This window comes from Xanthobacter versatilis, from assembly GCF_043193975.1.
In the GTDB taxonomy this organism is placed as follows: Bacteria; Pseudomonadota; Alphaproteobacteria; order Rhizobiales; family Xanthobacteraceae; genus Xanthobacter; species Xanthobacter autotrophicus_E.
Genome location: NZ_JBAFVB010000003.1, coordinates 293,239 through 314,720 on the forward strand (window position 1 = coordinate 293,239; position 21,482 = coordinate 314,720).

22 protein-coding genes are annotated in these 21,482 nt (G+C 67.8%); 9 read left to right on the plus strand and 13 right to left on the minus strand.

Going from position 1 to position 21,482, the window contains the following annotated elements:
• From V5F66_RS08890 to V5F66_RS08905, 4 genes are read right to left on the minus strand one after another with little or no spacing between them, the layout of a single operon-like run.
• On the minus strand, positions 1-1,107 hold the full coding sequence (locus V5F66_RS08890) for an imelysin family protein (RefSeq protein WP_394051565.1): 1,107 nt from the start codon (positions 1,105-1,107) through the stop codon (positions 1-3).
• Between the two features lie 17 nt (positions 1,108-1,124).
• Entirely contained in the window at positions 1,125-2,381 is a 1,257-nt protein-coding gene (locus V5F66_RS08895; protein ID WP_394093669.1) for a di-heme oxidoredictase family protein, read from the minus strand.
• An 8-nt stretch (positions 2,382-2,389) separates the two neighbouring features.
• Positions 2,390-3,862 (minus strand): multicopper oxidase family protein, encoded by a 1,473-nt coding sequence (locus V5F66_RS08900; RefSeq protein WP_393999006.1) that lies wholly within the window; start codon positions 3,860-3,862, stop codon positions 2,390-2,392.
• Positions 3,863-3,869: 7 nt separating this feature from the next.
• On the minus strand, positions 3,870-5,156 hold the full coding sequence (locus V5F66_RS08905) for an imelysin family protein (RefSeq protein WP_394093670.1): 1,287 nt from the start codon (positions 5,154-5,156) through the stop codon (positions 3,870-3,872).
• A gap of 561 nt (positions 5,157-5,717) precedes the next feature.
• Between V5F66_RS08905 and V5F66_RS08910 the strand changes: the two genes are divergently transcribed.
• Both V5F66_RS08910 and V5F66_RS08915 read left to right on the plus strand, forming a co-directional pair.
• Positions 5,718-6,560 (plus strand): FTR1 family iron permease, encoded by an 843-nt coding sequence (locus V5F66_RS08910; protein WP_012115175.1) that lies wholly within the window; start codon positions 5,718-5,720, stop codon positions 6,558-6,560.
• Between the two features lie 177 nt (positions 6,561-6,737).
• Entirely contained in the window at positions 6,738-7,166 is a 429-nt protein-coding gene (locus V5F66_RS08915) for a winged helix-turn-helix domain-containing protein (protein WP_041575698.1), read from the plus strand.
• On the opposite strand, the gene modC is transcribed toward V5F66_RS08915, so the two are convergent.
• The 4 genes from modC to V5F66_RS08935 all read right to left on the minus strand — a co-directional run bounded on the left by modC (position 7,066) and on the right by V5F66_RS08935 (position 10,721).
• Positions 7,066-8,271, minus strand: a complete 1,206-nt coding sequence (gene modC, locus V5F66_RS08920; protein ID WP_081437071.1) for a molybdenum ABC transporter ATP-binding protein — start codon at positions 8,269-8,271, stop codon at positions 7,066-7,068. The two genes, V5F66_RS08915 and modC, sit on opposite strands and share 101 nt — an antisense overlap.
• A complete protein-coding gene (gene modB / locus V5F66_RS08925) occupies positions 8,268-8,957 on the minus strand; it encodes a molybdate ABC transporter permease subunit (protein ID WP_012115177.1) in 690 nt (229 codons plus the stop codon). The genes modC and modB overlap by 4 nt, the downstream gene beginning before the upstream one ends.
• A 200-nt stretch (positions 8,958-9,157) precedes the next feature.
• Positions 9,158-9,970 carry a molybdate ABC transporter substrate-binding protein gene (modA, locus tag V5F66_RS08930; protein WP_012115178.1) on the minus strand — a complete coding sequence of 271 codons (813 nt, stop codon included), beginning with the start codon at positions 9,968-9,970 and terminating at the stop codon, positions 9,158-9,160.
• A gap of 226 nt (positions 9,971-10,196) precedes the next feature.
• Positions 10,197-10,721: a DedA family protein gene (locus V5F66_RS08935; RefSeq protein WP_012115179.1), complete on the minus strand. Its 525-nt coding sequence runs from the start codon at positions 10,719-10,721 to the stop codon at positions 10,197-10,199.
• Positions 10,722-11,019: 298 nt separating this feature from the next.
• On the opposite strand from V5F66_RS08935, the gene V5F66_RS08940 reads away from it, so the two are divergent.
• The 3 genes from V5F66_RS08940 (at position 11,020) to V5F66_RS08950 (ending at position 13,828) form a co-directional block, all read left to right on the plus strand.
• On the plus strand, positions 11,020-12,666 hold the full coding sequence (locus V5F66_RS08940) for a DEAD/DEAH box helicase (RefSeq protein ID WP_445329422.1): 1,647 nt from the start codon (positions 11,020-11,022) through the stop codon (positions 12,664-12,666).
• Between the two features lie 138 nt (positions 12,667-12,804).
• The gene (infA, locus tag V5F66_RS08945; protein WP_012115181.1) at positions 12,805-13,080 is read left to right on the plus strand and encodes a translation initiation factor IF-1; all 276 of its coding nucleotides are present in this window, start codon (positions 12,805-12,807) and stop codon (positions 13,078-13,080) included.
• Between the two features lie 226 nt (positions 13,081-13,306).
• Positions 13,307-13,828 (plus strand): DUF2165 family protein, encoded by a 522-nt coding sequence (locus tag V5F66_RS08950; RefSeq protein ID WP_394093672.1) that lies wholly within the window; start codon positions 13,307-13,309, stop codon positions 13,826-13,828.
• A 92-nt stretch (positions 13,829-13,920) separates the two neighbouring features.
• On the opposite strand, the gene V5F66_RS08955 is transcribed toward V5F66_RS08950, so the two are convergent.
• The 4 genes from V5F66_RS08955 to V5F66_RS08970 all read right to left on the minus strand — a co-directional run bounded on the left by V5F66_RS08955 (position 13,921) and on the right by V5F66_RS08970 (position 17,241).
• Complete coding sequence (locus V5F66_RS08955; protein ID WP_012115183.1) at positions 13,921-14,130, minus strand: DUF3126 family protein; 210 nt, start codon at positions 14,128-14,130, stop codon at positions 13,921-13,923.
• A gap of 78 nt (positions 14,131-14,208) precedes the next feature.
• Positions 14,209-15,105, minus strand: coding sequence for a serine O-acetyltransferase (gene cysE, locus V5F66_RS08960; protein ID WP_394093673.1), 897 nt, complete (start codon positions 15,103-15,105; stop codon positions 14,209-14,211).
• 79 nt (positions 15,106-15,184) lie between these two features.
• A complete protein-coding gene (locus V5F66_RS08965; RefSeq protein WP_394093674.1) occupies positions 15,185-15,937 on the minus strand; it encodes an alpha/beta fold hydrolase in 753 nt (250 codons plus the stop codon).
• Positions 15,865-17,241: a hypothetical protein gene (locus V5F66_RS08970; RefSeq protein WP_394093675.1), complete on the minus strand. Its 1,377-nt coding sequence runs from the start codon at positions 17,239-17,241 to the stop codon at positions 15,865-15,867. The genes V5F66_RS08965 and V5F66_RS08970 overlap by 73 nt, the downstream gene beginning before the upstream one ends.
• 191 nt (positions 17,242-17,432) lie before the next feature.
• On the opposite strand from V5F66_RS08970, the gene V5F66_RS08975 reads away from it, so the two are divergent.
• The 4 genes from V5F66_RS08975 (at position 17,433) to V5F66_RS08990 (ending at position 20,729) form a co-directional block, all read left to right on the plus strand.
• Entirely contained in the window at positions 17,433-18,281 is an 849-nt protein-coding gene (locus V5F66_RS08975) for an ABC transporter ATP-binding protein (RefSeq protein WP_394093676.1), read from the plus strand.
• Complete coding sequence (locus V5F66_RS08980; protein WP_394093677.1) at positions 18,278-19,093, plus strand: ABC transporter permease; 816 nt, start codon at positions 18,278-18,280, stop codon at positions 19,091-19,093. Before V5F66_RS08975 ends, V5F66_RS08980 begins: the two co-directional genes overlap by 4 nt.
• Positions 19,094-19,127: 34 nt before the next feature.
• Positions 19,128-20,144, plus strand: a complete 1,017-nt coding sequence (locus V5F66_RS08985) for an ABC transporter substrate-binding protein (RefSeq protein WP_394093678.1) — start codon at positions 19,128-19,130, stop codon at positions 20,142-20,144.
• A gap of 378 nt (positions 20,145-20,522) precedes the next feature.
• On the plus strand, positions 20,523-20,729 hold the full coding sequence (locus V5F66_RS08990; RefSeq protein WP_012115190.1) for a cold-shock protein: 207 nt from the start codon (positions 20,523-20,525) through the stop codon (positions 20,727-20,729).
• 87 nt (positions 20,730-20,816) lie between these two features.
• Here the strand turns inward: V5F66_RS08990 and V5F66_RS08995 are convergent, their stop codons facing one another.
• Positions 20,817-21,410 (minus strand): L,D-transpeptidase, encoded by a 594-nt coding sequence (locus tag V5F66_RS08995; RefSeq protein WP_012115191.1) that lies wholly within the window; start codon positions 21,408-21,410, stop codon positions 20,817-20,819.
• Positions 21,411-21,482 lie beyond the last annotated feature (72 nt).

Consider the following 21,482-nt stretch of genomic DNA (forward strand, 5'->3'; position numbering starts at 1 on the left):
TCAGTCCCCGTCGAGGGCATTGAAGCCCAGCGAGATGCCGAAATAGGAGGCCACAGGCTTGTAGACGCTCGCCTGCGCCACCTTGAACGTCTTGATGGCGGCCTGCAGCGCGCTGGCGCCCGGGGCCGTGCCAGCGGCGGCGCCGATATCGGCGGGCAGCTTGTCGGCGGCGGCATCCGCGCCGGTGGCGGCCTTGTTGACCACATATTGCGGCCGGCTCGGCATCTGCGCGCCAACCGCCACCAACAGGGCGTCGGCGCTCCTGATCATGTTCGCGGCCACCCGCCCGGAACGGCCCGAGCGCCAGTTGTCGGCGAGGGTGGGCTTGGCCTCGGCGGGGCCGGTGCCGAGCACGGGCAGGATCTTGGTGTCGGTCACCCGCTGGTAGGCGCCGGACAGGTCGGTGAGGATCATGCCGGGCAGGGCGCCCACGTCCGGGAACAGGGCCGGGTCGCCCTTGCCGGAGACGATGGCGCCGAGCACGCCCGAGGCCTTGTCGCCCCAGGCGGTGCGGATCTCGCTGGCGATGGCGGCGAGATTGGTGGCGATGGCAGTACCGAGGGCGCAGCGCCGCGCCGCTTCCGGGCCGGCGAGGAGGGCATCGGCGGCGCCCTCCTCATACAGCAGGCGCTCCAGCGCCGGCAGGCCCTGCACCGATGCGCTGGACTGGGCGAAGCGGGTTGGTTCCAGTCGGCCTGCGTCGGAATCGCCAATGATCTCGGCCAGGCCGCGGGTGATGGCGTTACGCCGGTCCGGGAAGAAGGAGATGCGATCGGCCCGCAGTGACAGGCTGATGGGGCCGAAGGTGACGAATTCCACCGCGTTCCAGGCGTCCGCCGTCTTGCCGTAGGCCTCCTTCAGCGCAGGCACGCCAGCGGCGTCCGGCTTGGCGCAGAAGGTCGCCCAGGCGGTGGCCTGCGCCTTGGTGACGCCGACGAAGGCGTCGTAGCGTGGCAACAGCCAGGTCTCGATGAGCGGCACCGGGTCGAGCGCGGGGCTGGCGGCTTGGACCGGAGCAGCGACCGGGGCAAGTGCAAGGCCGAGCGCCAAGCCACGCACGAGGCCGAGAACGGCACGGCGGCTGGGGGCTGAAAAGCGGTAAAACATCCGACCGTCTCTCATAACTACAGCGAGGACACGTAACGCACCAAGGCCGTCTGGTCCGGCGCGGAGAGGGTGTCGAAGCGCCGCGCGGCTTCCGCCGCCTCTCCGCCGTGCCAGGCGATGGCCTCGTTAATGGTGCGCGCCCGCCCGTCATGCAGCAAGCCCGTGTCGTCCGCGAGCGCCTCCGACAGGCCGGCCAGCGGCGCAGTGCGCCATTGGGACGCGCCGGCGCCGGGCTCCGGCATGGTGTCGCCGAGGCCGGGGCCCATCTCGTGCAGCAACAGATCGGTGAACATGTCGGCCTGCCCGCCATCCCGTGTGGGCAGGGACGGGCGGTGGCAGGCGGCGCACCCGGTGGCGGCGAACAGGCGCGCGCCCGCGCGGCGCTCCGGCTCCGGCAGGGGCTCGGGCTCCGGCGGCGGCAGGGAGGCCACGTAGGCCACCACCCGGTCCAGCAGCGGCCGGCCGATTTCCAGCGCGTCGTCCGCCGTGCCCTCGGTGCGGTTGGCGGTGCCGTGGGGGGCATCGCGGCAGGCGGCCTGGGTGGGGGTGCAGTCGCCCCACGGCTCGGGATGGTAGGGGTTGGAAAGGCCCAGATCGAGGAAGAAGGCGTCCGCCGACTGGCTGGCGAGGTCCGGTTGTGCCGCCTTCCAGCCGAAGCGGCCGATGGCGGTGGTGCCGTCCGGGCGGGTGATGCGCCGGGCGCGTCCGGAGATCCCGTCCTTGGCTTCGGCCTGCTCCTTCTCGATGGCGAGGATGGCCGCGTCCGGCACCTGCGCCAGCGCTCCGCGCCCCTTCAGGTCCGGCGCCACCCGCAGGGAGAGACCGCTCGCCGGATCGAGCGGGCCATAGCCCAGCGCCTGCGGATGGGGTGCGCGGGTGGTGCGGCCGTCGGGCAGCGCCGTGTCGTTCACCCCGATCACCCCTTCCGGCGGAATGCCGGGCACGGCGTCGATCTGAAAGCGCCGGCCATAGACCGGGTCGCCGGTCCCGTCCGGCCGGGCGATCATGAGCACGAAGCCGCGCCCCGCCGTGCCGTCCTCGATCTTCGCCGGGGCCCGACCGTCGCGCGGGTGGCAGGTGATGCAGGAGCGGGCGTCGAACAGAGGGCCGAGCCCGTCGTCGCCGCGGGTGGAGGCGGGGGCCGGCACCCACGGCCGCTTGAACAGCGCCTTGCCGATGGCGATGTCGAGCTTGTCCAGCGGCTGCGCCGGCGGGTTCTGCGCCGCGACCGGTGTCGCCAGCAGGGCAAGCGCGAGGACCGCACGAAGTCCCATCCGTCCCATCATGCCACCCGGAACCAGCCCATCAGTCCGGCATCCATGTGCTCCAGAATGTGGCAATGGAACACCCAGTCACCGCTGTTGGCCTTGAAGGCGATCTCCACCGTCTCGTTGGGCTCGGTCATCACGGTGTCGGCGAGATAGGGCGGGATGCTGGTCTTGCGGGTGGAGGACAGCACGCGGAAGACATGGCCGTGCAGGTGCATGGGATGCACATGCTTGGTGACGTTGGTGATGGTGAGCCGGTAGCTGTCGCCATCCTTCAATATATCGAGCGGCGGCGGCAGACGCAGGTCGGCGCCGGCGCCCCACGACGTGCGGTTGATGGCCCAGAAGGTCTTGTCGCCCACGCAGAAGGAATCGATCAGCGCCTTCGCCAGTGGATCGTCCGGGGGCAGGGGCGGCGCGATGGCGGTGGCGCCGGCGGAGGTCTGCACGATGAAATCGAGTTTCTTCGCGCGGCGAACGTCGGGCAGCGGCACCTTCGCGGCGGGCAGCGCGATGGGCTTGAAGGGCGTCTGCTTCTTTCCCTTGTCCACCGCCACCAGGGTGGTGAGCAGATAGGGCTCGGCGGTGCGATAGTCGAAGATCTTCACCTCCTCGCCGGGGCCAGGCATGCGGACATGCACGTCGAGCCGCATGGCCGGGCCCATGCGCCAGACCTCATCCGGCAGCTTGGACAGGGGGAGCGGGGTGAGCGCCTGCCCGTCCACGGCAATGATGGCGGCGTCGCCGGTCTCGCAGCCGAATTCAATGGTGCGGGTGGAATCGGCGACGATCACCCGCAGCCGCACGTCGCCATAGGCCGGGGCCTCGACCCGCGGCGGGGTGACCGACCCGTTGGTGGCGCGCACCGTGCCGAAGGTGCCGGCGGTGGAGGCGCCTTCGTCGGTGAAGATGGGCAGCCAGCGGCCGTCCGCATCCAGCCGCCAGTCCTTGACCGCGATGATATGCTCAAGGTCGAAGCCGAGCCTGGCCTCGGCCGGATCGTCCACCAGCAGCAGGGCGAAGAGGCCACGTCCCACCTGGCCGGTTTCGTCGCAATGGGGATGGAAGAAATAGAAGCCCGGATCGGGCAGGGGCACGTCGTAGCTGAAGCGCCCGCCGGCCGGGATCGGCTGCTGGGTGAGGGGCGCGACGCCGTCGGAGAGATAGGGCACACGGATGCCGTGCCAGTGCACCGTGGTGGGGTTCGGCAGGCGGTTCTCGAAATCCACCAGCAGCCTTGTGCCCACCGGCGCGCGCCAGGTCAGAAAGGGCGTGCCGTTATAGGCGCAGAAGCCTGGCGTCTTCGGCTTGTCGGGGCCGAGGAGCGGCACCTCCATCTCCGCTGCGGAGAGGGTGAGGCGCCGCACCGGCGCGCTCTTGGGGAGCGTGTCGCGCGAGAGGGGCATGCGCCCGAGGGCGGAGGGGGCAAAGCTTGCCGCCCCCGCCGCCGTGGCACCGAGCAGGACCGCCCGTCGCGAGATTTTCACCTCAGCCTCATTTCTTCTTCACGGCCTTCGGGTTGTCGAGACTGGCCGAGCCTTCCACCTTGATCTGCAGCTTGAGGGCCGAGACCCCGCGCTCGATGGCATGGGCCTGGGCGACGAGGGCATCCACGCCATCCTGGATCAGCTGGCCACCCTTCACGTTTCCTTCGGCGAGCATCTGGTCGTAGTAGATCTCACCGGAATCGGCCGTGTCCTTGATCTTTTTCAAGGCGGCCAGCGCCGCATCCGACTTCTGGTCGATCTCGTCGGCGATCTTGGGGTCCGCCGCGCGGATGAGATCCGCCACCGAGGGGCCGGAGAAGACGGTGCCATCAGGCTTGGTGTAGCGCCCGTAATAAATGTCGCGGATGCCCACTTCGTCATAATAATGAGAGTTGTGGGTATTGTTGGAGAAGCAGTCCTGTGCCTCTTCGGTGTCGTGCAGGATCAGGCCCAGCTTCATGCGCTCGCCGGCGAGTTCGCCATAGGACAGCGAGCCGAGGCCGGTGAAGATGACCGCCAGCGCCGGCTTGTCCTTCATCTTGAGAAGGGTGGTGCGGCCGGCACCCTGCGGTCCCCACAGCGCCGCCATGTCTTCGAGGTCCGCCACCAGCGTGGCGGTGGCGACCTTCAGATATTCGGCGCGGCGGTCGCAATTGGCGTTGGTGCAATTCTTCAGGTCGAAGTCCGTATAGGGACGGTTGCCGGCATTGATCTTGGGATCATGCAGGTTCTGGCCCCAGAGCAGGAATTCGATGGCGTGCCAGCCCGAGCCCACATTGGCCTCGACGCCGCCGGCGGTGTTGAGGCTGTGCAGCAGCTCCGGCGTGATCTTGGTGGTGTCGATGGTCTTCTTGCCGATGCGGATGGACTTGGAGCTGATCACATTGGCGGTGTAGAGCGGATTTTCGTCCGACTTCTCACCGTAGCTCTTCTTGTCCACGTAATCGATGAGGCCTTCATCCAGCGGCCAAGCGTTCACGTCGCCCTCGATCTTGTCCACCGCCTTGTTGCCAAAGCGGAAGCCTTCGGTCTGCATGTAGAACACGCGGGCGGCCTTCCAGGCATCGCGGGCCTTCGCCAGCGTGTCGGCGCTAGGGGCATCGAGGAAGGAGAGGATGACCTTCTGCATGTCCTTGGCGGTGGCGGCGGAGGACCCGTACATCGCCTGCGCCAGGTCGGCATAATGGACGATCACATCGCGCGGCTTGGGGGCATCCTTGGGAGCTTCGGCGAAGGCCGGGCTCGCGAAGGCTGCAACTGCGGCGACGACTGCGCCAAGAACATGCGCGCGCATCGACCTTCTCTCCTTGAAATGAATGTTCGCAAAAGGGATGGGGGATGGCTCCCTTCCGTCCGACCTTAGGGATCCGGCCATGGGGCGGCAAGTGCCGGCCGAGACAATGGAATTGTTCCATTGTTTCGCCGTGTCCCGAAGACTTGAAGACCCAAGTCAAAATGACGCGGATGGCAGTAGAGTGACGCTACGCCAATCCGCCCGCTCCCTCAATGCTCCCGGTTAGTGCGTGATGTCGCGCCGAGATCTCGTCTCCTGAGCTGCCGCGCGTTTCGGCTGTTCCGGACAACGCAGCGAGTCGGCGTGGCGATATTTGCTTCTTGTGATTTGAACAATTCAAAACAAGGGCGCCCTGGATGACAGTGCGGTCACGGAGGTGGTAAGCTCTCGCCAGTCATTCGCAGATTTTCTCTTTACGTTACGTCCGCTTCTGACGGTTTTGGAAATGTTCAAATCTTCGCGTCCCTTCGTCTTTCGTCGTATCCGAACGGGCATTGCGGCCCGCAAGTCGGAAGCCGGCCGGATGCTTGCTCAGTTGCTGGCCAGGAAGGACCGGTTGCCATGATTGCCGCCCTGCTCATCGTCTTCCGCGAAGTGCTGGAGGCGGGCATCGTCACCGGCGTTGTTCTTGCGGCTTCGGAGGGTATCCGACATCGCGGCCTGTGGATCTGCCTCGGCATCCTGGGCGGCCTGTCCGGCTCCGCGTTGCTGGCGCTTTTTGCGGACCAGATCGCCTCCACCTTCGACGGTTCGGGCCAGGACATCCTCAACGCCGCCATTCTGTCCATCGCCGTGGTCATGCTGGTGTGGACCGTGGTGTGGATGGCGAGCCACGGCCGGCAGATGGTCGTCGAGATGAAGAATGTGGGCCGCGATGTGAAGGAAGGCCGCCGGCCGCTGGCGGCGCTCGCCATCGTGGTGGGCATGGCGGTGCTGCGCGAGGGCGTGGAGATCGTGCTCTTCCTCTATGGCATCGCCACCACCGGCGACGAGACGGCGGGCGCGGTGGCCCTCGGCGGCCTCGCGGGCCTTGCCAGTGGTGCGGTGGTCTCGCTGGTGCTCTATCGCGGGCTGGTCGCCATTCCGCTCAAGCACATGTTCAAGGTCACGGCCATCATCATCACCCTGCTGGCTGCGGGCCTTGCCGCGCAGGTGGTGGGCATTCTCCAGGATTCCGGCTTCATCCAGTCCCTGGCGGACCCGCTGTGGAACACCAGCTGGCTGCTTGCCAACGACAGCGCCCTGGGGCGTGTGCTGCGGACCCTCGTCGGCTATCGCGCCGAGCCCACGGGCATGCAGTTGATCGCCTATCTCGGGACGGTGGCCACCATCGTCCTGCTGTCGGCAGTGGTGAATGGCCGCATGTCCCCCACCGCCAGCGCCCCCCGCCAGGCGCGGGCCTGACCCTCGGGTTTTGGAGGGTCCAGGCGGGACGGCAGGTCCGCTCGCCTGGACTGATCCGGCGCGGCGTCGGCCCCTCCGGGCACCGCATCTTTCCCGCGGGAAAGCGTTCCCGGCCGGGTGCTCTTCCGGTATGATCACCCTCCGCCATGCCGCGCCGGGCGCGCGAGGAGGGACGTAGTGACAAAAAAGGTCGGTACCCGCCTGTTTCTGCGTGTGGATTTTCCCGACGGTCGCCGCCTTGGTCCTGGCAAGATCATGCTGCTGGAGGCGATCCGCGAGCATCGCTCCATCCTCTCCGCCGCCAAGGCCATCGGCATGAGCTACCGCCGGGCCTGGCTCCTGGTGGATGAGCTGGACCGCATGTTCGAGCAGCGGGTGATCGTGACCTTTCCCGGCCGCCGCGGCGCCGGTACGGAAGTGACCGCCTTCGGCGAGCGCATCATCGCCCTTTATCGTGCCATGGAGCGTCAGGCGGCGAAGGCGACCAACGCCTCCGTGGACGAGCTTACGAAGGCGCTTTCGGCGGAGTTCCGCCCGCAATCACACGCAGAGCCGGAGGAGCCGGAGACGGCTGCCGCGGCTGGGAAACCGGCGAAGGCGATCTGATCTCCGCACCCGGCGAATTGAAGCCGGCCGGGCGGCTGTCCACGGTCACCGCCTTGATCATGGCCCACACCGCCATGCCTGGTTCCAGCGCCAGGCGCTGCACGCTCTCCTGCGTCACCAGCGAATGAAGCTTGCCATGGGCGAGCGCCACCTCCACGTCCGCGAACGGGCCTTCCGCCCGGGTGATGCTGGCGATGGTGCCGGAGAGGCGATTCGTCACTGACACGTCGATGGGCCGCGATAGGGACAGCGACACGTCGCGCGACCGCACGCGGGCCCGTGCCGGGGCGCCGACCGGCCGGCCCACCAGTGGCACCCGGAGCTCGCCGTCGGGGAAGGATACGGTGGAGAGGCCGAATTCCTCATTATGCGCGGAAATGGTGCAGTCGAAGATGGTGCCGAGGTCGAAGCGGCCGAGCACCGGCAGGAGCTCCGGCCGGGACAGCACCTCGGCGAGGGGGCCGCAGGCGATCACCTTGCCGTCGGCCACGGCCGCCACCGCGTCCGACAGGCGCAGCACCTCCTCCACCGAATGGCTCACATACAGGATGGGCAGCCGAAGCTCATCCCTCAGGCGTTCGAGATAGGGCAGGATCTCGCCCTTGCGCATCTCGTCGAGGGAGGCGAGCGGCTCGTCCATGAGCAGCAGGCGCGGCTGGGAGAGCAGCGCGCGGCCGATGGCGACGCGCTGCTTCTCGCCGCCGGACAGGGTGTGGGGCCGGCGCTTCAGCAGGTGGCCGATGCCCAGCATCTCCACCACCGCGTCGAAGCGAATGGTGATCTCCCGCTTGGCCCGGCGCTGGCCATAGCGCAAATTGTTGTCCACGCTCATGTGCGGGAACAGGCGTGCATCCTGGAACACATAGCCGGCGCCGCGCCGTTCCATGGGCAGGTCGATGCCCTTCTCGCTGTCGAAATACACCTCGTCGCCCACCTGGATGCGCCCGCGATCGGGCCGCACCGAGCCGGCGACCACCTGGATGATGGTGGTCTTGCCCGATCCCGACCGGCCGAAAAGCGCGGTGACGCCCATGTCCGGGGCCGCGAAATGGGCCTCCAGGCAGAAGCCCGTGCTGCGGGCGAGGGAAACGTCGATCTCGATCATATCTGCCCCAGCGCCAGCTTGATGCGCCGGTCCGCCAGCTCGGCGAGAACGAGCGCGCCGAGGGCCAGGATCACCGACACAACCGTGAGGCGCAGCGCCATGGCGTCGCCGTCCGGCATGTGGGTGGCGCTGTAGATGGCCAGCGGAATGGTCCGCGTCTGCCCCTCGACGTTCGAGACGAAGGTGATCGTGGCGCCGAATTCGCCCAGCGCCGAGGCCAGCGAGATGAGGCAGCCGGACAGCACGCCGGGCATCATCAGCGGCAGGGTGACCGTAAAAAAGGCATCGAGCTTGGTTGCGCCCAGGGTGCGCGCCGCGGTCTCGATGCCCTGGTCGATGCCGCCGATGGCGAGGCGGATGGCGTTGACGGTGAGGGGAAAGCTGACCACAGCGGCTGCCACGGTGGCGCCGGCGGTGGAGAAGATCAGCGATATGCCGAACCAATCGTGGAGGTATTGGCCGAGATACCCCCGGTTGCCCAACGTGATGAGCAGCAGATAGCCGACCACCACCTTGGGTAGCACCAGGGGCAGGTGGACGATGCCGTCGAAGACGCCCTTGCCTGGAAAGTCGAAGCGCGCCAGCACCCAGCCGATGAGGATTGCGGGTGGCAGGCTCCAGATGGTGGCCCAGAAGGCGACCTCCAGGCTGAGCCTGACGGCCGTCCATTCTTCAGGGGTAAGCATGGGGCAGTCTTCCGGATAGGGGCAGTGCTGGGCTCGGAGCGCGATCCGGACAAATTAGTTAAATTCGCCCGGCTCATCGCCCTCTCGTTTCGGCAAAAATCACGCGTCTCGTGAGCTTAAGCCGAAGCCGCGCAAGTCGCGAAGCAAGTCTTGTTCCCGCCCGGCCGCAGCGGGGGCGGGAACGGTGCCTCGGGTCAGGCTCACTTCACCGTGAAGCCGTATTTCTTGTAGATCTCCTTGGCTTCCGGCCCCTGCAGGAAGGCGAAGAAGGACTTGGCCGCGGGCGTGTCCTGGCCCTTCACCAGGGCGAAGGGATATTCCACCGGGGGGTGGCTGTCGGCCGGGAAGATGGCGACCACCTTCACGTTCTTGGCGACAGCGGCGTCGGTCGCATAGACGACGCCGTAGGGCACCTCGCCCCGTTCCACCAGGGCGAGCGCCGCGCGCACGCTCTCGGACCCGACGATGCGCGGAGCCACCTTGTCCCACAGGCCGAGGTTGGTGAAGGCGGTCTTGGCGTAGACGCCCACGGGCACGCTATCCACGAGGCCGGTGGCGATGCGACCGTTGGCGCCGAGCAGGGCGTCGATGTCCATGCCCTTGGTGATGGTCACGGGCTTCGCCTTGTCGGCGGGCGCGACCAGCACGAGGGCATTGCCGAGCACGGTGGCGCGGGTGGCGGGCAGGGTGAGGCCCTTGCCGTCGGTATAATCCATCCACTTGAGGTCGGCGGAGGCGAAGATGTTGGCCGGCGCGCCGGCTTCCAACTGCTTGGCCAGCGCGGAGGAGGCGGCGAAGGAGAACTTCACCGGCGCCTTCTCACCCTTGGCGGCATAGGCCTTGGCAATGTCCTCGAAGGCGTTGGTGAGGCTGGCGGCGGCGAACACGGTCACCGTGGTCTCAGCCCCGGTGGCGGACGCCTTGGCCGGCTCCTCGGCTCGGACGGGAGCAAGGCCCGCGGTGGCAAGCAGAAGGCCGACGATGAGGCCACGGCGCAGTATGAAGCTGGACATGGAAAAGGTCCCCTTTGGTATGCTCGTTCATATACAGCATGCCGCAGGGAAACAATAGGCACGGGAAGGTACCGCGCGGTGGGGCGAGTGCCGCGAGGGATCAGAAAGGCTGCTTTTGTGCTGCGTTGCGGCATGGCGCCGCGGCGCTGCCGGCGGGCGGTCCGGTCAACCCTTCAGGCATCTTCCGGCGGCCGGGCCAGGCCGCGAAGGCCCGACCCGATCGACCTCAGAAGCCGAACAGCTTGAAGGCGGCCGCACCAGGGGCAAGCATGGCGAAGGCCCAGACCGCCGCGCTGGCGACGTTGGCCATCTGGAAATGGGTCTGGCGCATGGCAAGCACGCCGGCCACCAGCGGCACCACCGCGCGCACGGGCCCGAAGAAGCGGCCGATGGCCACGCCCCAGACGCCGAAGCGATGGAAGAAGTCCTCCGCGCGGGCCACCAGGTCGGGCCGTTTCGACAGCGGCCAGAAGGTCTTCGCCCGCTCCTTGTAGTGGAAACCGAACCAGTAGGAGATGGCGTCCCCCAGCGCCGCGCCGGTGGCGGCGGCCAGCCAGATGGGGAAGAAGTGCAGCCCGCTCGCCTCGATCAGCGCGCCGATGGCGAGCAGAAGCACGGTCGCCGGAATGAAGAAGGATACGAGGGCGAGCGATTCGCCAAAGGCGAGGCCGAACACGATCGGAGCAGCGAGGGCGTGGTTGTTCTGAACAAACGCGGTGGTCGCAGCAATAATGGCCTGAACGTCGATCATGTCTCCTCCAGCCGCAGAGATCGGAAGGCCGGCCTCCTCGCGCAAGGGGCGGTCCCGGTGTCACCCTGCGGTGGGATGGTCATGGCGCAGGATTTGGGCGAAAAAGCTGCTCCCGCCTTGAAATTGTCATGGGGATGGGTCATACACCCTGCCGTAGCGCCCCGGAGGGATTTCAAATCCCCCTTGCAGCGCGCTCGGGCCGCGTAGCGGAGACCGCCGGAGCTTCCATCTTGAGAAGCGTCGCGAGCGGCTTTGCCCGACTTCAATGATTGCCTTTGGACACCCCAGGCCACGCGGGATGTCGAATGTCCCCGCGAACCGCGCTGCGCCCCTGCGTGCGCCGGTGTCGTTCGCATATGAAAGTCAGAGCTTGACCTCTTTTACGAACCTCGGCCTCGCCGAGCCTATCGTTCGCGCCCTTACTGAAGCGCAGCACGTCACTCCCACCCCCATCCAGGCCGAAGCCATCCCGCAGATTCTCGCGGGTCGCGATCTGATCGGCATCGCCCAGACCGGCACCGGCAAGACCGCCGCCTTCGCCCTTCCCATCCTGGACCGCCTGGTCCGTCATCCCCACCGCCCCGAGCCCAAGTCGGTGCGGGCCCTGGTGCTCTCTCCCACCCGTGAGCTGTCCGGCCAGATCGTCGAGAACTTCGAGAAGTTCGGCCGTCACGCCAACATCTCGGTGTCGCTCGCCATCGGTGGCGTGCCCATGGGCCGGCAGATCCGTGCGCTGTCCCGCGGCGTGGACGTGCTGGTCGCCACTCCCGGCCGCCTGATCGACCTCGTCGAGAACCATGCGGTGAAGCTCGACCAGGTCGAGGTTCTCGTCCTCGACGAAGCCGACCAGATGCTGGACATGGGCTTCGTGCATGCCATCCGCGCCATCGTGCGCCGGCTGCCGCACAAGCGCCATTCCCTGTTCTTCTCCGCCACCATGCCCCACGCCATCGCCGAGCTCGCGGGCTCCATGCTGCGGGATCCGGTGCGCGTCGCGGTGACCCCGGTCGCCAAGACCGCCGACCGGGTCGAGCAGCGCGTGATCCTGGTGGACAAGGCCAACAAGGGCCAGCTCCTCGCCGAGGTGCTCTCCACCGAGGACATCGACCGCGCCCTCGTCTTCTCCCGCACCAAGCATGGCGCGGACAAGGTGGTGCGCGTGCTCGCCAAGGCCGGCATCGCCGCCGAGGCGATCCACGGCAACAAGTCGCAGAACCAGCGCGACCGCGTGCTCGCGGCCTTCCGCGAAGGCAAGATCCGCACCCTCATCGCCACCGACATCGCCGCCCGCGGCATCGACGTGACCGGGGTGAGCCACGTCATCAACTTCGACCTGCCCAACGTGCCGGAGAGCTACGTCCACCGCATCGGCCGCACCGCGCGCGCCGGCCGGGAAGGCATCGCCATCTCCTTCTGCGATCACGAGGAGCGCGCGTTCCTGCGGTCCATCGAGAAGCTCATCAAGATGCAGCTTCCCTCAAGCGACCGCCGTGGCGCGGGCACCCGCTTCGCGGTGCCGGAGCTTGAGCCCATCATCCTCGACGAGCGGGACGAGACCTCCGAGCGTTCGGACTATATCGGCCGCTCCGGCCGGCAGAACCCGCGCGGCCAGCGTCCCCGCCACGGTGACGAGCGGTCCGGCGAAGGCCGGTCGCGGGCGCCGCGTTCGGAAGAGGGCCGTCCCCAGGCGGCGCGTGCCCACCAGCCGCGCGGCGAGGGTCGTCCGGCCGGCGGCCGTCCGGAAGGGCGTCCCGATGCCGGTGGCGCCCAGGGCGCGGGCCATCGCGCCGGCCAGCCGGCCCGGGCCGAGGGTCGTGGCCAGCGGACCGAGCGGGGCCAGCGTCCCGCCGGCGACATCGGCGGCCTCGGCTTCATGCAGTCGGTGCCGAACCGCGGCCAGCGCTCGGACTCCCGTCCGGGCGGGGCCAAGCGGCCGGTGCGCTGAGACGCATTGATTGGATCATGGATGCGCGCGGATGGCGAAAATACGCCGCCGCGCGCATCTACCTATGGGCGGACGGGTGATTTCGTGAGATAAGCCCGGCAATTGCGCCCCCTCATCGGGGCATCTGGAGACGACTATATGGCGAAGGAAGAACTGCTGGAGTTCGAAGGAACGGTGACCGAGGTGCTCCCGGACGGCAACTTCCGTGTGCGGCTCGATAACGATCATCAGATTCTGGCCTATGCGGCCGGCAAGATGAAGAAGAACCGCATCCGCACCATCGAGGGTGACCGCGTGGTGGTGGAGATGTCCCCTTACGACCTCGATCGCGGCCGCATCAACTTCCGCCACAAGGCCGAGGGCAACGCCCCGCCGCCCGGCGCCCGCCGCCAGCAGAATTTCCGCCGCCGCTGAGTGCGCGCCAGCAGCGCTCTTGTCCCGCCGCGCGCTCCGTCCGATCTCGTCGGCGGGGAGTGTCGCGCGGTGGTCGGAGCGTTTATGTCCGGATTGGCTCGAGGCTCGCCGCAGCTTACGGCGATCGCTCCGGAAACGCGGTGTTGACGCGTTTTCTTGACGTGAGCCGGTATTCACTTCGCCTGCCAACGCTTTAAGACTGCGTCGGGCAGAAGCGGAGGGCGGGATGGAGCTGCGTCTGGCGAAAGCGATGATGACGGCCGCCCTCGCGGCCTTCTGCCTCCTGGTCGCCTACGACAATCTCGTGGACTATGAGACCAATTACGCGTTCGTGCGCCATGTGCTGAGCATGGACACCACCTTTCCCGGCAATGCCCTGATGCATCGCGCCATCACCGACGAGCGGGGATGGCGCATGGCCTATGCCGCCATCATCGCAGGCGAGGCGACCAGCGGGCTGTTCCTCGCCCTCGGGGCCGTCGCCATGCTGGCGCGGCTGGGCGCACCCGCCGCCCGTTTCGAACGTGCCAAGCGCTTCGTTTATCTGGGCGGCGCGCTGGCCTTCCTGGTCTGGTTCTTCGGCTTCATGGTGGTTGCTGGCGAGTATTTCGCCATGTGGCAGTCCAAGGACTGGAACGGACAGGCCGCGGCCTTCCGCTTCTCCATGACTATCCTCGGGGTGCTGATTCTGGTGGCGCTGCCGGACAGCGAGATCGTGGACACTGAGCCCCCGCCGCCGCCGGGCTGAGCCATCGGGCCTGATCCTGAGGGGCGGGAGCGCAGGCCGCTCCCCCCTCGCAGTGGCGAGAGGCCCCATTCAGGGCCCGCGCCTTCCCGCTCTCACTCAAGGTCGGAATCGAGGATCGCCATCTGGAAATTGTAGGAGAGGTCGTCGTCCTCGTCGTCCCGGTAGAGGACGCCGATGAACTCCTCGCCCAGATAGACCTCGGCCGAGTCCTTCTTCTTCGTGCGGGCAGTCACCTTGATCTGCGGGTTGCCGAACAGAGTCCGCAAATAGCGCTGCACGCGCTCGAGCTCGGTTTTTTCCAACGGTGTTCTCCTTGCGAACGGGTGGCCGCGTTATGGCGGCCAAGGCGCGCGCGTTCAAGTCGCGGCGGGCAACAGCCCTCAGATATCGGCGCCAGACCAGATGTTGTCCTCGAACATCTGGTCCATGGAGCGCGAGGGTTCGGCGCAGCCGGCTTCGCCCACTACCTTGGCCGGGATGCCCGCCACCGTGGTATTGCGCGGCACCGGCTTCAGCACCACCGAGCCGGCGGCGATGCGGGCGCAGCGGCCGACCTCGATGTTGCCGAGCACCTTGGCGCCAGCGCCGATGAGCACGCCCCGGCGGATCTTGGGATGGCGGTCGCCGGTCTCCTTGCCGGTGCCGCCCAGCGTCACCCCCTGCAGGATGGACACGTCGTCCTCGATCACCGCCGTGGCGCCGATGACGACGCCGGTGGCGTGGTCGAGGAAGATGCCCCGGCCCATGGGCACCTGCGGGTGGATATCCACGGCGAACACGGAGGAGGCCCGGCTCTGGAGATAGAGGGCGAAGTCGCGCTGGCCGCTGGCCCACAGGAAGTGGGACAGGCGGTGGGTCTGGATGGCGTGGAAGCCCTTGAAATACAGCACCGGCTCAAGCGTGCGGGTGGCTGCGGGGTCGCGGTCCACCACCGCCATGATGTCGGCGCGCAGGGCCTGGGGAATGGTCTTGTCGCGGGTGGCGGCCTCAAGCCAGGCGGCGCGGATGGCGCTGGCCGGAACGTCCGCATGGTCGAGGCGGGCGGCGATGCGTTCGCCAATCACCGCCTCCAAGCTCGGCTGGCCCAGCACGGCGCCGATGAGGAAGGCGGCGAGCAGCGGCTCGCGCTCGGCGGCTTCCTCCGCCTCGTTGCGCAGGCGCGCCCAGACCGGATCGACCACGTCGTGCCAGCGTTCCGTGCCTGCCTTGGTGAGCTTCGGAGCGAACGCGTCGGCAACGGGCGCGGGCATGGGGGCAGGCGTGGGAGATTGGGGCATTCCTGCCTCCTCGACGATGCAACTTGGCGCCTGTTCTAGCACAAGCGGCGGGAAGGGGAGAGGTTCCCCATCGGTCGCTTCAGGGCCGGCGTTTCAGGAATTCGAGAGCGCCGGCCTTGAACACCTTGTCGCCCACGGCGGGGTTGTGGTCGCGGTTGGGGATATCCAGCATGGTACCGTCCGGCAGCAGATCCACCAGAGGCTGGCCGGGTCCGGAGACGAGGTCGCGGGTGCCGATGGCCACCAGCACCGGCTGGAAGATGCGCCCCACCTCCTCGCGGGTGAGAACCTGGCGCGAGCCGCGGATGCAGGCCGCCAGCGCCTTCAGGTCAGCCTTGTTGGCGTCGGCGAAGGCGCGGAACATGCGGCCCATGGGGTCGGCGACATCGTCGAGGCTCGGCGCCTCCAACGCATCGGCGACCGTCTGGGGCAGGCCCACCCCGTCCACCAGATGGATGCCCAGCCCGCCCAGGATCAGCGAGCGCACCGCCTGCGGGAAATGCAGCGCCATCTGCGCCCCCACCCGCGCGCCCATGGAATAGCCCACCACGTCGGCCCGCTCCAGCCCGAGATGGGTAAGCAGGCGCTGGGCATCCTCCGCCATGATGCGGGTGTCGTAGAGGGCGGGATCGTAGAGCTTGTCCGACTCGCCGTGGCCGCGATGGTCGAAGCCGATGGCGCGGTAGCCGGCCTCGGTGAGGGTTTTCGTCCAGGATGGGCCGACCCAGTTGATCTCCTTGGAGGAGGCGAAGCCGTGGATCAGGAGGACCGGATCGCCGGCGCCGATGTCGAAATAGGCGATATCGACGCCTGCGGAAGAGAAATGGGGCATGGGGAACCTTCGCGGGGCACCGCCACGGCGGGCGCCTCGGATCTCGGCGGATGACGGGGCGGGAAACTAGAAGCTCGCTCCCGTTGTGCCAAGTCTTCAGGCGATTGGAGTGGAGGCGACGGATTTCGGGCGAGGTCCCGAGCGGCCTCGATGGCCGCCATCACGCGGGCGGCCGCAATGTCCAAGTCGGCAACGGGCGCCGATGGCGGGGCCAACGCCTGCGCCGGGTCCGGCGTCCTGTGCCTGTGGCGGGCCGTCTTGGGACGCTTGCCGCGCCAGCAGCGACGTGCACAGGCGACGCAGAGGGAGTTGAAGGATGAGACGAGGGCGAAGGCGTAGAGCGCCGCCGCGAACGCCCACCAGATCAGGTGGAACAGCGCGCTGGTGATGGCGATGGCCCCGCGCCCCAATGTCTTGACGATGGCCAGCGTCTGGGCGCCCTTGGCCTCGGCGAGGCGGGCGACGCGGGAGAGGTCCCGTCCGCTGTCCGCCACCTTCAGGCCTTCGAGGGCTGCCCGGGTGCCGGCCTTCGCCTCGATGCGGGCGGCGTCGTCCAGCATGCGGGTCAGATCGGTGAGGCGCTGGGTGCGCACCGCGCCCTTTACCGAGGCGGCATCCACGCTTGCGGGCGCCGCCGCGAGCCGGCGCAGGGTGGCAAAGTCCACGCTCTCGCGCACCGCGCGGGTCAGGCTGCGGGCGAGCGCGGCGGAGAGGTGCCCGGTGCGCTTGGCCACCTTCACCAGCGAGATGCCGATGCGCACCGGCAGGCTCGCGCCCACCGTGGCATAGGTGCCGGCGGTGACGGCGATGCCCACGGCGGAGAGGCCTAAAATCAGCTCGTCCGCCTCCTCGCCGCGTGCCAGCTTCAGGCCCTCGCGGCCGGCGTCGCGGATGTCGCCCCACACCATGAGGTCGCTGGTGGCGGCGCCGGCAAGGCCCGAAAGGTCGCGCGGCTCGCCGGTGATGAAGCCGAGGCCGAACGCCTTGGCCGACCGCAGGGTCTCGGACAGGGCGCCGGTGGCCTCCGTCACCTGCGCGCGCAGCTCCGGCGGGATGGGGAGGCCGCGTGCATCGGCCAGCGCGAGGAAGGAGGCGGCGAGCGCGGCATCGTCCTCGGCCAGCGCCGCCGCGATGGAGCGGCGGGCGTCGTCCGCCGTGAAGCCGGCAAGGCCCAGGTCGGCGAGGGCGGCGGGATCGTCCCGCGCCGCGACAAGCTTGAGGCTCTCCTTCGCCACCGGCAGCAGCCACGGCGTGCCGGCGAGGAGCGTAGCGAACAAGGCGAGGGCGGCGAGAATGCGGGCCATGGTGTTTCCTGAACGGCATTCTCGCATCCGATCATGGCGAAGGTGAAGGGGCGGGGCGCCGGCCGTCGTCGCGGGGCCACACCGGGCCTTTTCTCGCCTTGCCTCTTTCGCCTCCGCCGCTACCTTTGCCCGTGATCCGGCCAACCGGACGGGTGCCCTCGAACGGGCGCCGAGGAAGCGGGAGGAGTTGCGTGTCGCCACCTTTCAGCGTGGTCGCGGGCGGTCGCGATGCCGCGAGCCGCGCCGTCGCCCTGCGCGGCCTCTCCATCGCCTTTCCCGCCCAGGCGGGCAGCGCGGCGCCTTTCGTGGCCGTCGAGGGGGTGAACCTGGACGTGGCGGACGGCGAGTTCGTCGCCATCGTCGGCCCCACCGGCTGCGGCAAGTCCACCCTGCTCAATGCCACCGCCGGGCTGCTGAAGCCGGCCACCGGCACCGTCTCCATCTTCGGCGATCCGCTGGCGGGCCTCAACCGCAAGGCCGGCTACCTGTTTCAGGCGGAGGCGCTGTTTCCCTGGAAGAGCGCGCTGGAGAACGTGGCCATCGGCCTCGAAGTCGCCGGCACCCCGCAGGGCGAGGCGCGCGAGCAGGCCCGGCGCTGGCTCGGCCGGGTGGGTCTTTCCGCCTTCGCCGATCGCTATCCGCACATGCTCTCCGGCGGGCAGCGTAAGCGCGTGGGCCTTGCGCAGGTGCTGATCCGCGATCCCAAGATCCTGCTCATGGACGAGCCGTTCGGCCCGCTGGACGCCCAGACCCGCCAGATCATGGGCAACCTGCTGCTGGACCTGTGGAGCGCCGACCGCAAGGCGGTGCTGTTCGTCACCCACGACCTGGAAGAGGCCATCTCTCTCGCCGACCGGGTGGTGATCATGGGGGCGGGGCCGGCCTCGCGTATCATCGGCGAGTGGCGGGTGTCGCTGGCCCGGCCGCGCGGCATGGATGTGCGGCTGGAACCGGCCTTCCACCAGCTCCATCGCGAGATCTGGGCCATGCTCAAGGACGAGGTGGTGAAAGGCTATCGCCAGTCGGAGGCGGTGGGATGATCGTGCGCTCCCGTCTCGTGCTGCTGGCCTTGCAGGTGCTGGTGGCCATGTTGATCATTGGCCTCTGGCATTTCGGCTCGACGGTGAAGCTGTCCATTCCGGCGCTCTCGCCAAAACCCTTCTATCCCCTCGATCCCTTCTTCTTCTCGACGCCGCTGGCCGTGTTCGAGCGCACCTGGCGCGACTTCGCGACCGGCGTCATCTGGTATCACCTGGGCGTCACCCTGCTGGAGACGACGCTGGCCTTCATCATCGGCGCCGCCGGTGGCGTTCTGGTGGGCTTCTGGTTCGCCCGCAAGGCGCTGCTCGCGGCGGTGTTCGACCCGTATGTGAAGATGGCGAACGCGCTGCCGCGGGTGGTGCTGGCGCCCATCTTCGCCTTGTGGCTGGGGCTCGGCATCTGGTCGAAGGTGGCGCTGGGGGTGACGCTGGTGTTTTTCATCGTCTTCTTCAACGTCTACCAGGGCGTGAAGGAGGTGAGCCCGACGCTGCTTTCCAACGCCCGCATGCTCGGCATGAGCGAGCGCCAGCTCATGCGGCACGTGTTCTGGCCGTCGGCCCTCACCTGGATGTTCTCCTCCCTGCATACGGCGGTGGGCTTCGCGCTGGTGGGGGCGGTGGTGGGCGAATATCTCGGCTCGGCGGCCGGGCTCGGCTATCGCATCCACCAGGCGGAAGGGGTTTTCGACGTGACCGGGGTGTTCTCCGGCATGCTGGTGCTGGCCCTGTTCGTCATCGTCATCGACACCGGCGTCAGCGCCATCGAGAACCGCCTCCTGGTCTGGCGCCCGTCGCCGGCGGGGCAGGGGTGAACTGGAAGAAAAACAGAACGAAAGGGAGGACACCATGCGCATCGGAACGCTGGCGGCTGCGCTCGGCGCGGCCCTCATGCTCGCAGTCTCGCCGGCTTCGGCCCAGCAGGCGGAAAAGCCCAAGCTGACGCTGGGCGTCGGTGGCAAGCCGCTGCTCTATTACCTGCCGCTGACCATCGCCGAGCGGAAGGGCTTCTTCAAGGACGAGGGGCTCGACGTCACCATCAACGATTTCGGCGGCGGGGCGAAATCGCTCCAGGCGCTGATCGGCGGCTCCATCGACGTGGTCACCGGCGCCTATGAGCATACCATCCGCATGCAGGCCAAGGGGCAGGACATCGTCTCCGTCATCGAGCTGGGGCGCTTTCCCGGCATCGTGCTGGTGGCGCGCAAGGACCGGCCCATCACTTCGGTGAAGGACCTGAAGGGCGCCAAGATCGGGGTGACCGCGCCGGGCTCCTCCACCAATTTCTTCGTCAACTTCCTGCTGGCGAAGGAGGGGCTGAAGCCGGAGGACGTGGCCTTCATCGGCGTCGGCGGCGGGGCCTCCGCCGTGGCGCAGATGAAGCGCGGCGAGATCGATGCCATGTCCAACCTCGACCCCGTCATCACCAAGCTGGAGGACGACGGCGACGTGAAGGTGCTGGCCGACAGCCGCACCGAGGCGGGCAACGACAAGATCTTCGGCGGCGCCAACCCGGCCGCCGTGCTCTACATGAAGCGCGATTTCGTCGCGGCGAACCCGGTGACCACCCAGAAGCTGGTGAATGCCTTCTACCGCACCCTGATGTGGCTGAAGACGGCCACCCCCGAGGACGTGGCCGCCGTGGTGCCGGAAGAATACCTGCTGGGGGATCGCGCGCTTTATCTCTCGGCAGTGAAGAATTCCCTGCCCATCTATTCGCGCACTGGCGTCATTCCTGCCCAGGGCATGAAAAACGCGCTCGCCATGCTGGTCGAATTTGATCCGGAGCTGAAGGCTGCCACCATCGATCTGCCGAAGACCTTCGACGATCGTTTCGTCGCGAAGGCGGCGGCGGGCGGAAAATAAGCGGAGGCGGTGCGCATTATTTTGCGCCCTGCCCTTGAAAGGCCGTTATTGGTCCCTATCTCTCACTCAACCCAAGCCGCCGGACGCGGCGCGCTCCAAAGCGCGAACGCATTCGGGAGACGGACGGATGTACTCCGATCCCGCCGCGGTACTGGGTGTTCGTTCCTCCGCTTTCCATGATCATGGATGTGCGGAGGGGCGAGCTGAGCGGACAGTTCGTCATCGGCCTGCTTCATCGTTTCCTTCGGGCCGCGACACAAAAGCCTTCCAATTCGAACTCGTCTAGAACTACGCCCCGCTGCGCCGCGACGTTGGTCGTGCGCGGGGGTGACTGGCGCAGGCACAGCGATAAGCGACCTGCGCGCACAGGAGGCCACCATGGCCACAGGTACCGTCAAGTTTTTCAATTCCCAGAAGGGTTTCGGCTTCATCCAGCAGGATGAGGGTGGCCCCGACGTCTTCGTGCACATCTCGGACGTGGAGCGCTCCGGCCTCTATGGCCTGAACGATGGCCAGAAGGTGTCCTTCGACATCGTCGCGGACAACCGCGGTAAGAGCAAGGCGTCGAACCTCGCCGCTCTCTGAGCTGACGCTCTGAATTGAGAAACCCCGGTCACCGCAAGGTGGCCGGGGTTTTTTGCGTCTGGAGCCGGGCTCGATCGATCGCCGCGCTCAGCGCAGCACGTAGACCGTGGTGCCCACGCGGACGCGGTTGTAGAGGTCCACCACATCGTCGTTGGTCATGCGGAAGCAGCCGGAAGAGACCGCCTGGCCGATGGTCTCCGGCTCGTTGGAGCCGTGGATGCGGTAGAGGCTGGAGCCGAGATACATGGCGCGGGCGCCCAGCGGATTTTCAATGCCCCCAGGCATGTAGCGCGGCAGATCGGGCCGGCGCCTCAGCATCTGCGCGGGCGGCGTCCAGCCCGGCCATTCCTTCTTCGCGCTCACGGTCTTCACGCCGGACCACTGGAAGCCTTCGCGGCCCACCCCGACGCCGTAGCGCAGGGCCTCGCCTCGGGAGGTAACGTAATAAAGCCGTCGCTCGGATGTGCGGATCACGATGGTGCCCGGCGCATATTTCGGATCGATGGAGACCATCTGCCGGCCAATGGGCGAGGAGGTGCCCACGTAGCCGTCATTGACGTTGGCGCCGCTGAACAGCTTGTTGAAGTTGAAGATGTCGTAGCGGTCGTCGGCTCGCGCCGGCCCCGCCGCCACGATCGCGGCCGCGACGGCGGCCAGGGCGAGGGATCTGAAGTGCGTCATGGGTCTTACGTCTCGGCTGAGGAACGAAGGGGACACACGGGGAGCGAATTGTGCTCCGGCCGTCCATTTTGT

Bases quoted from the DNA above. Each gene is read 5' to 3' on its own strand.
- V5F66_RS08890 (WP_394051565.1), bottom strand. From the start codon at position 1,107: ATGTTTTACCGCTTTTCAGCCCCCAGCCGCCGTGCCGTTCTCGGCCTC.
- V5F66_RS08895 (WP_394093669.1), bottom strand. From the start codon at position 2,381: ATGGGACTTCGTGCGGTCCTCGCGCTTGCCCTGCTGGCGACACCGGTC.
- V5F66_RS08905 (WP_394093670.1), bottom strand. From the start codon at position 5,156: ATGCGCGCGCATGTTCTTGGCGCAGTCGTCGCCGCAGTTGCAGCCTTC.
- V5F66_RS08910 (WP_012115175.1), top strand. From the start codon at position 5,718: ATGATTGCCGCCCTGCTCATCGTCTTCCGCGAAGTGCTGGAGGCGGGC.
- modC (WP_081437071.1), bottom strand. From the start codon at position 8,271: ATGATCGAGATCGACGTTTCCCTCGCCCGCAGCACGGGCTTCTGCCTG.
- modB (WP_012115177.1), bottom strand. From the start codon at position 8,957: ATGCTTACCCCTGAAGAATGGACGGCCGTCAGGCTCAGCCTGGAGGTC.
- modA (WP_012115178.1), bottom strand. From the start codon at position 9,970: ATGTCCAGCTTCATACTGCGCCGTGGCCTCATCGTCGGCCTTCTGCTT.
- V5F66_RS08935 (WP_012115179.1), bottom strand. From the start codon at position 10,721: ATGATCGACGTTCAGGCCATTATTGCTGCGACCACCGCGTTTGTTCAG.
- V5F66_RS08940 (WP_445329422.1), top strand. From the start codon at position 11,020: ATGTCGAATGTCCCCGCGAACCGCGCTGCGCCCCTGCGTGCGCCGGTG.
- infA (WP_012115181.1), top strand. From the start codon at position 12,805: ATGGCGAAGGAAGAACTGCTGGAGTTCGAAGGAACGGTGACCGAGGTG.
- V5F66_RS08950 (WP_394093672.1), top strand. From the start codon at position 13,307: ATGGAGCTGCGTCTGGCGAAAGCGATGATGACGGCCGCCCTCGCGGCC.
- cysE (WP_394093673.1), bottom strand. From the start codon at position 15,105: ATGCCCCAATCTCCCACGCCTGCCCCCATGCCCGCGCCCGTTGCCGAC.
- V5F66_RS08965 (WP_394093674.1), bottom strand. From the start codon at position 15,937: ATGCCCCATTTCTCTTCCGCAGGCGTCGATATCGCCTATTTCGACATC.
- V5F66_RS08970 (WP_394093675.1), bottom strand. From the start codon at position 17,241: ATGGCCCGCATTCTCGCCGCCCTCGCCTTGTTCGCTACGCTCCTCGCC.
- V5F66_RS08980 (WP_394093677.1), top strand. From the start codon at position 18,278: ATGATCGTGCGCTCCCGTCTCGTGCTGCTGGCCTTGCAGGTGCTGGTG.
- V5F66_RS08985 (WP_394093678.1), top strand. From the start codon at position 19,128: ATGCGCATCGGAACGCTGGCGGCTGCGCTCGGCGCGGCCCTCATGCTC.
- V5F66_RS08990 (WP_012115190.1), top strand. From the start codon at position 20,523: ATGGCCACAGGTACCGTCAAGTTTTTCAATTCCCAGAAGGGTTTCGGC.
- V5F66_RS08995 (WP_012115191.1), bottom strand. From the start codon at position 21,410: ATGACGCACTTCAGATCCCTCGCCCTGGCCGCCGTCGCGGCCGCGATC.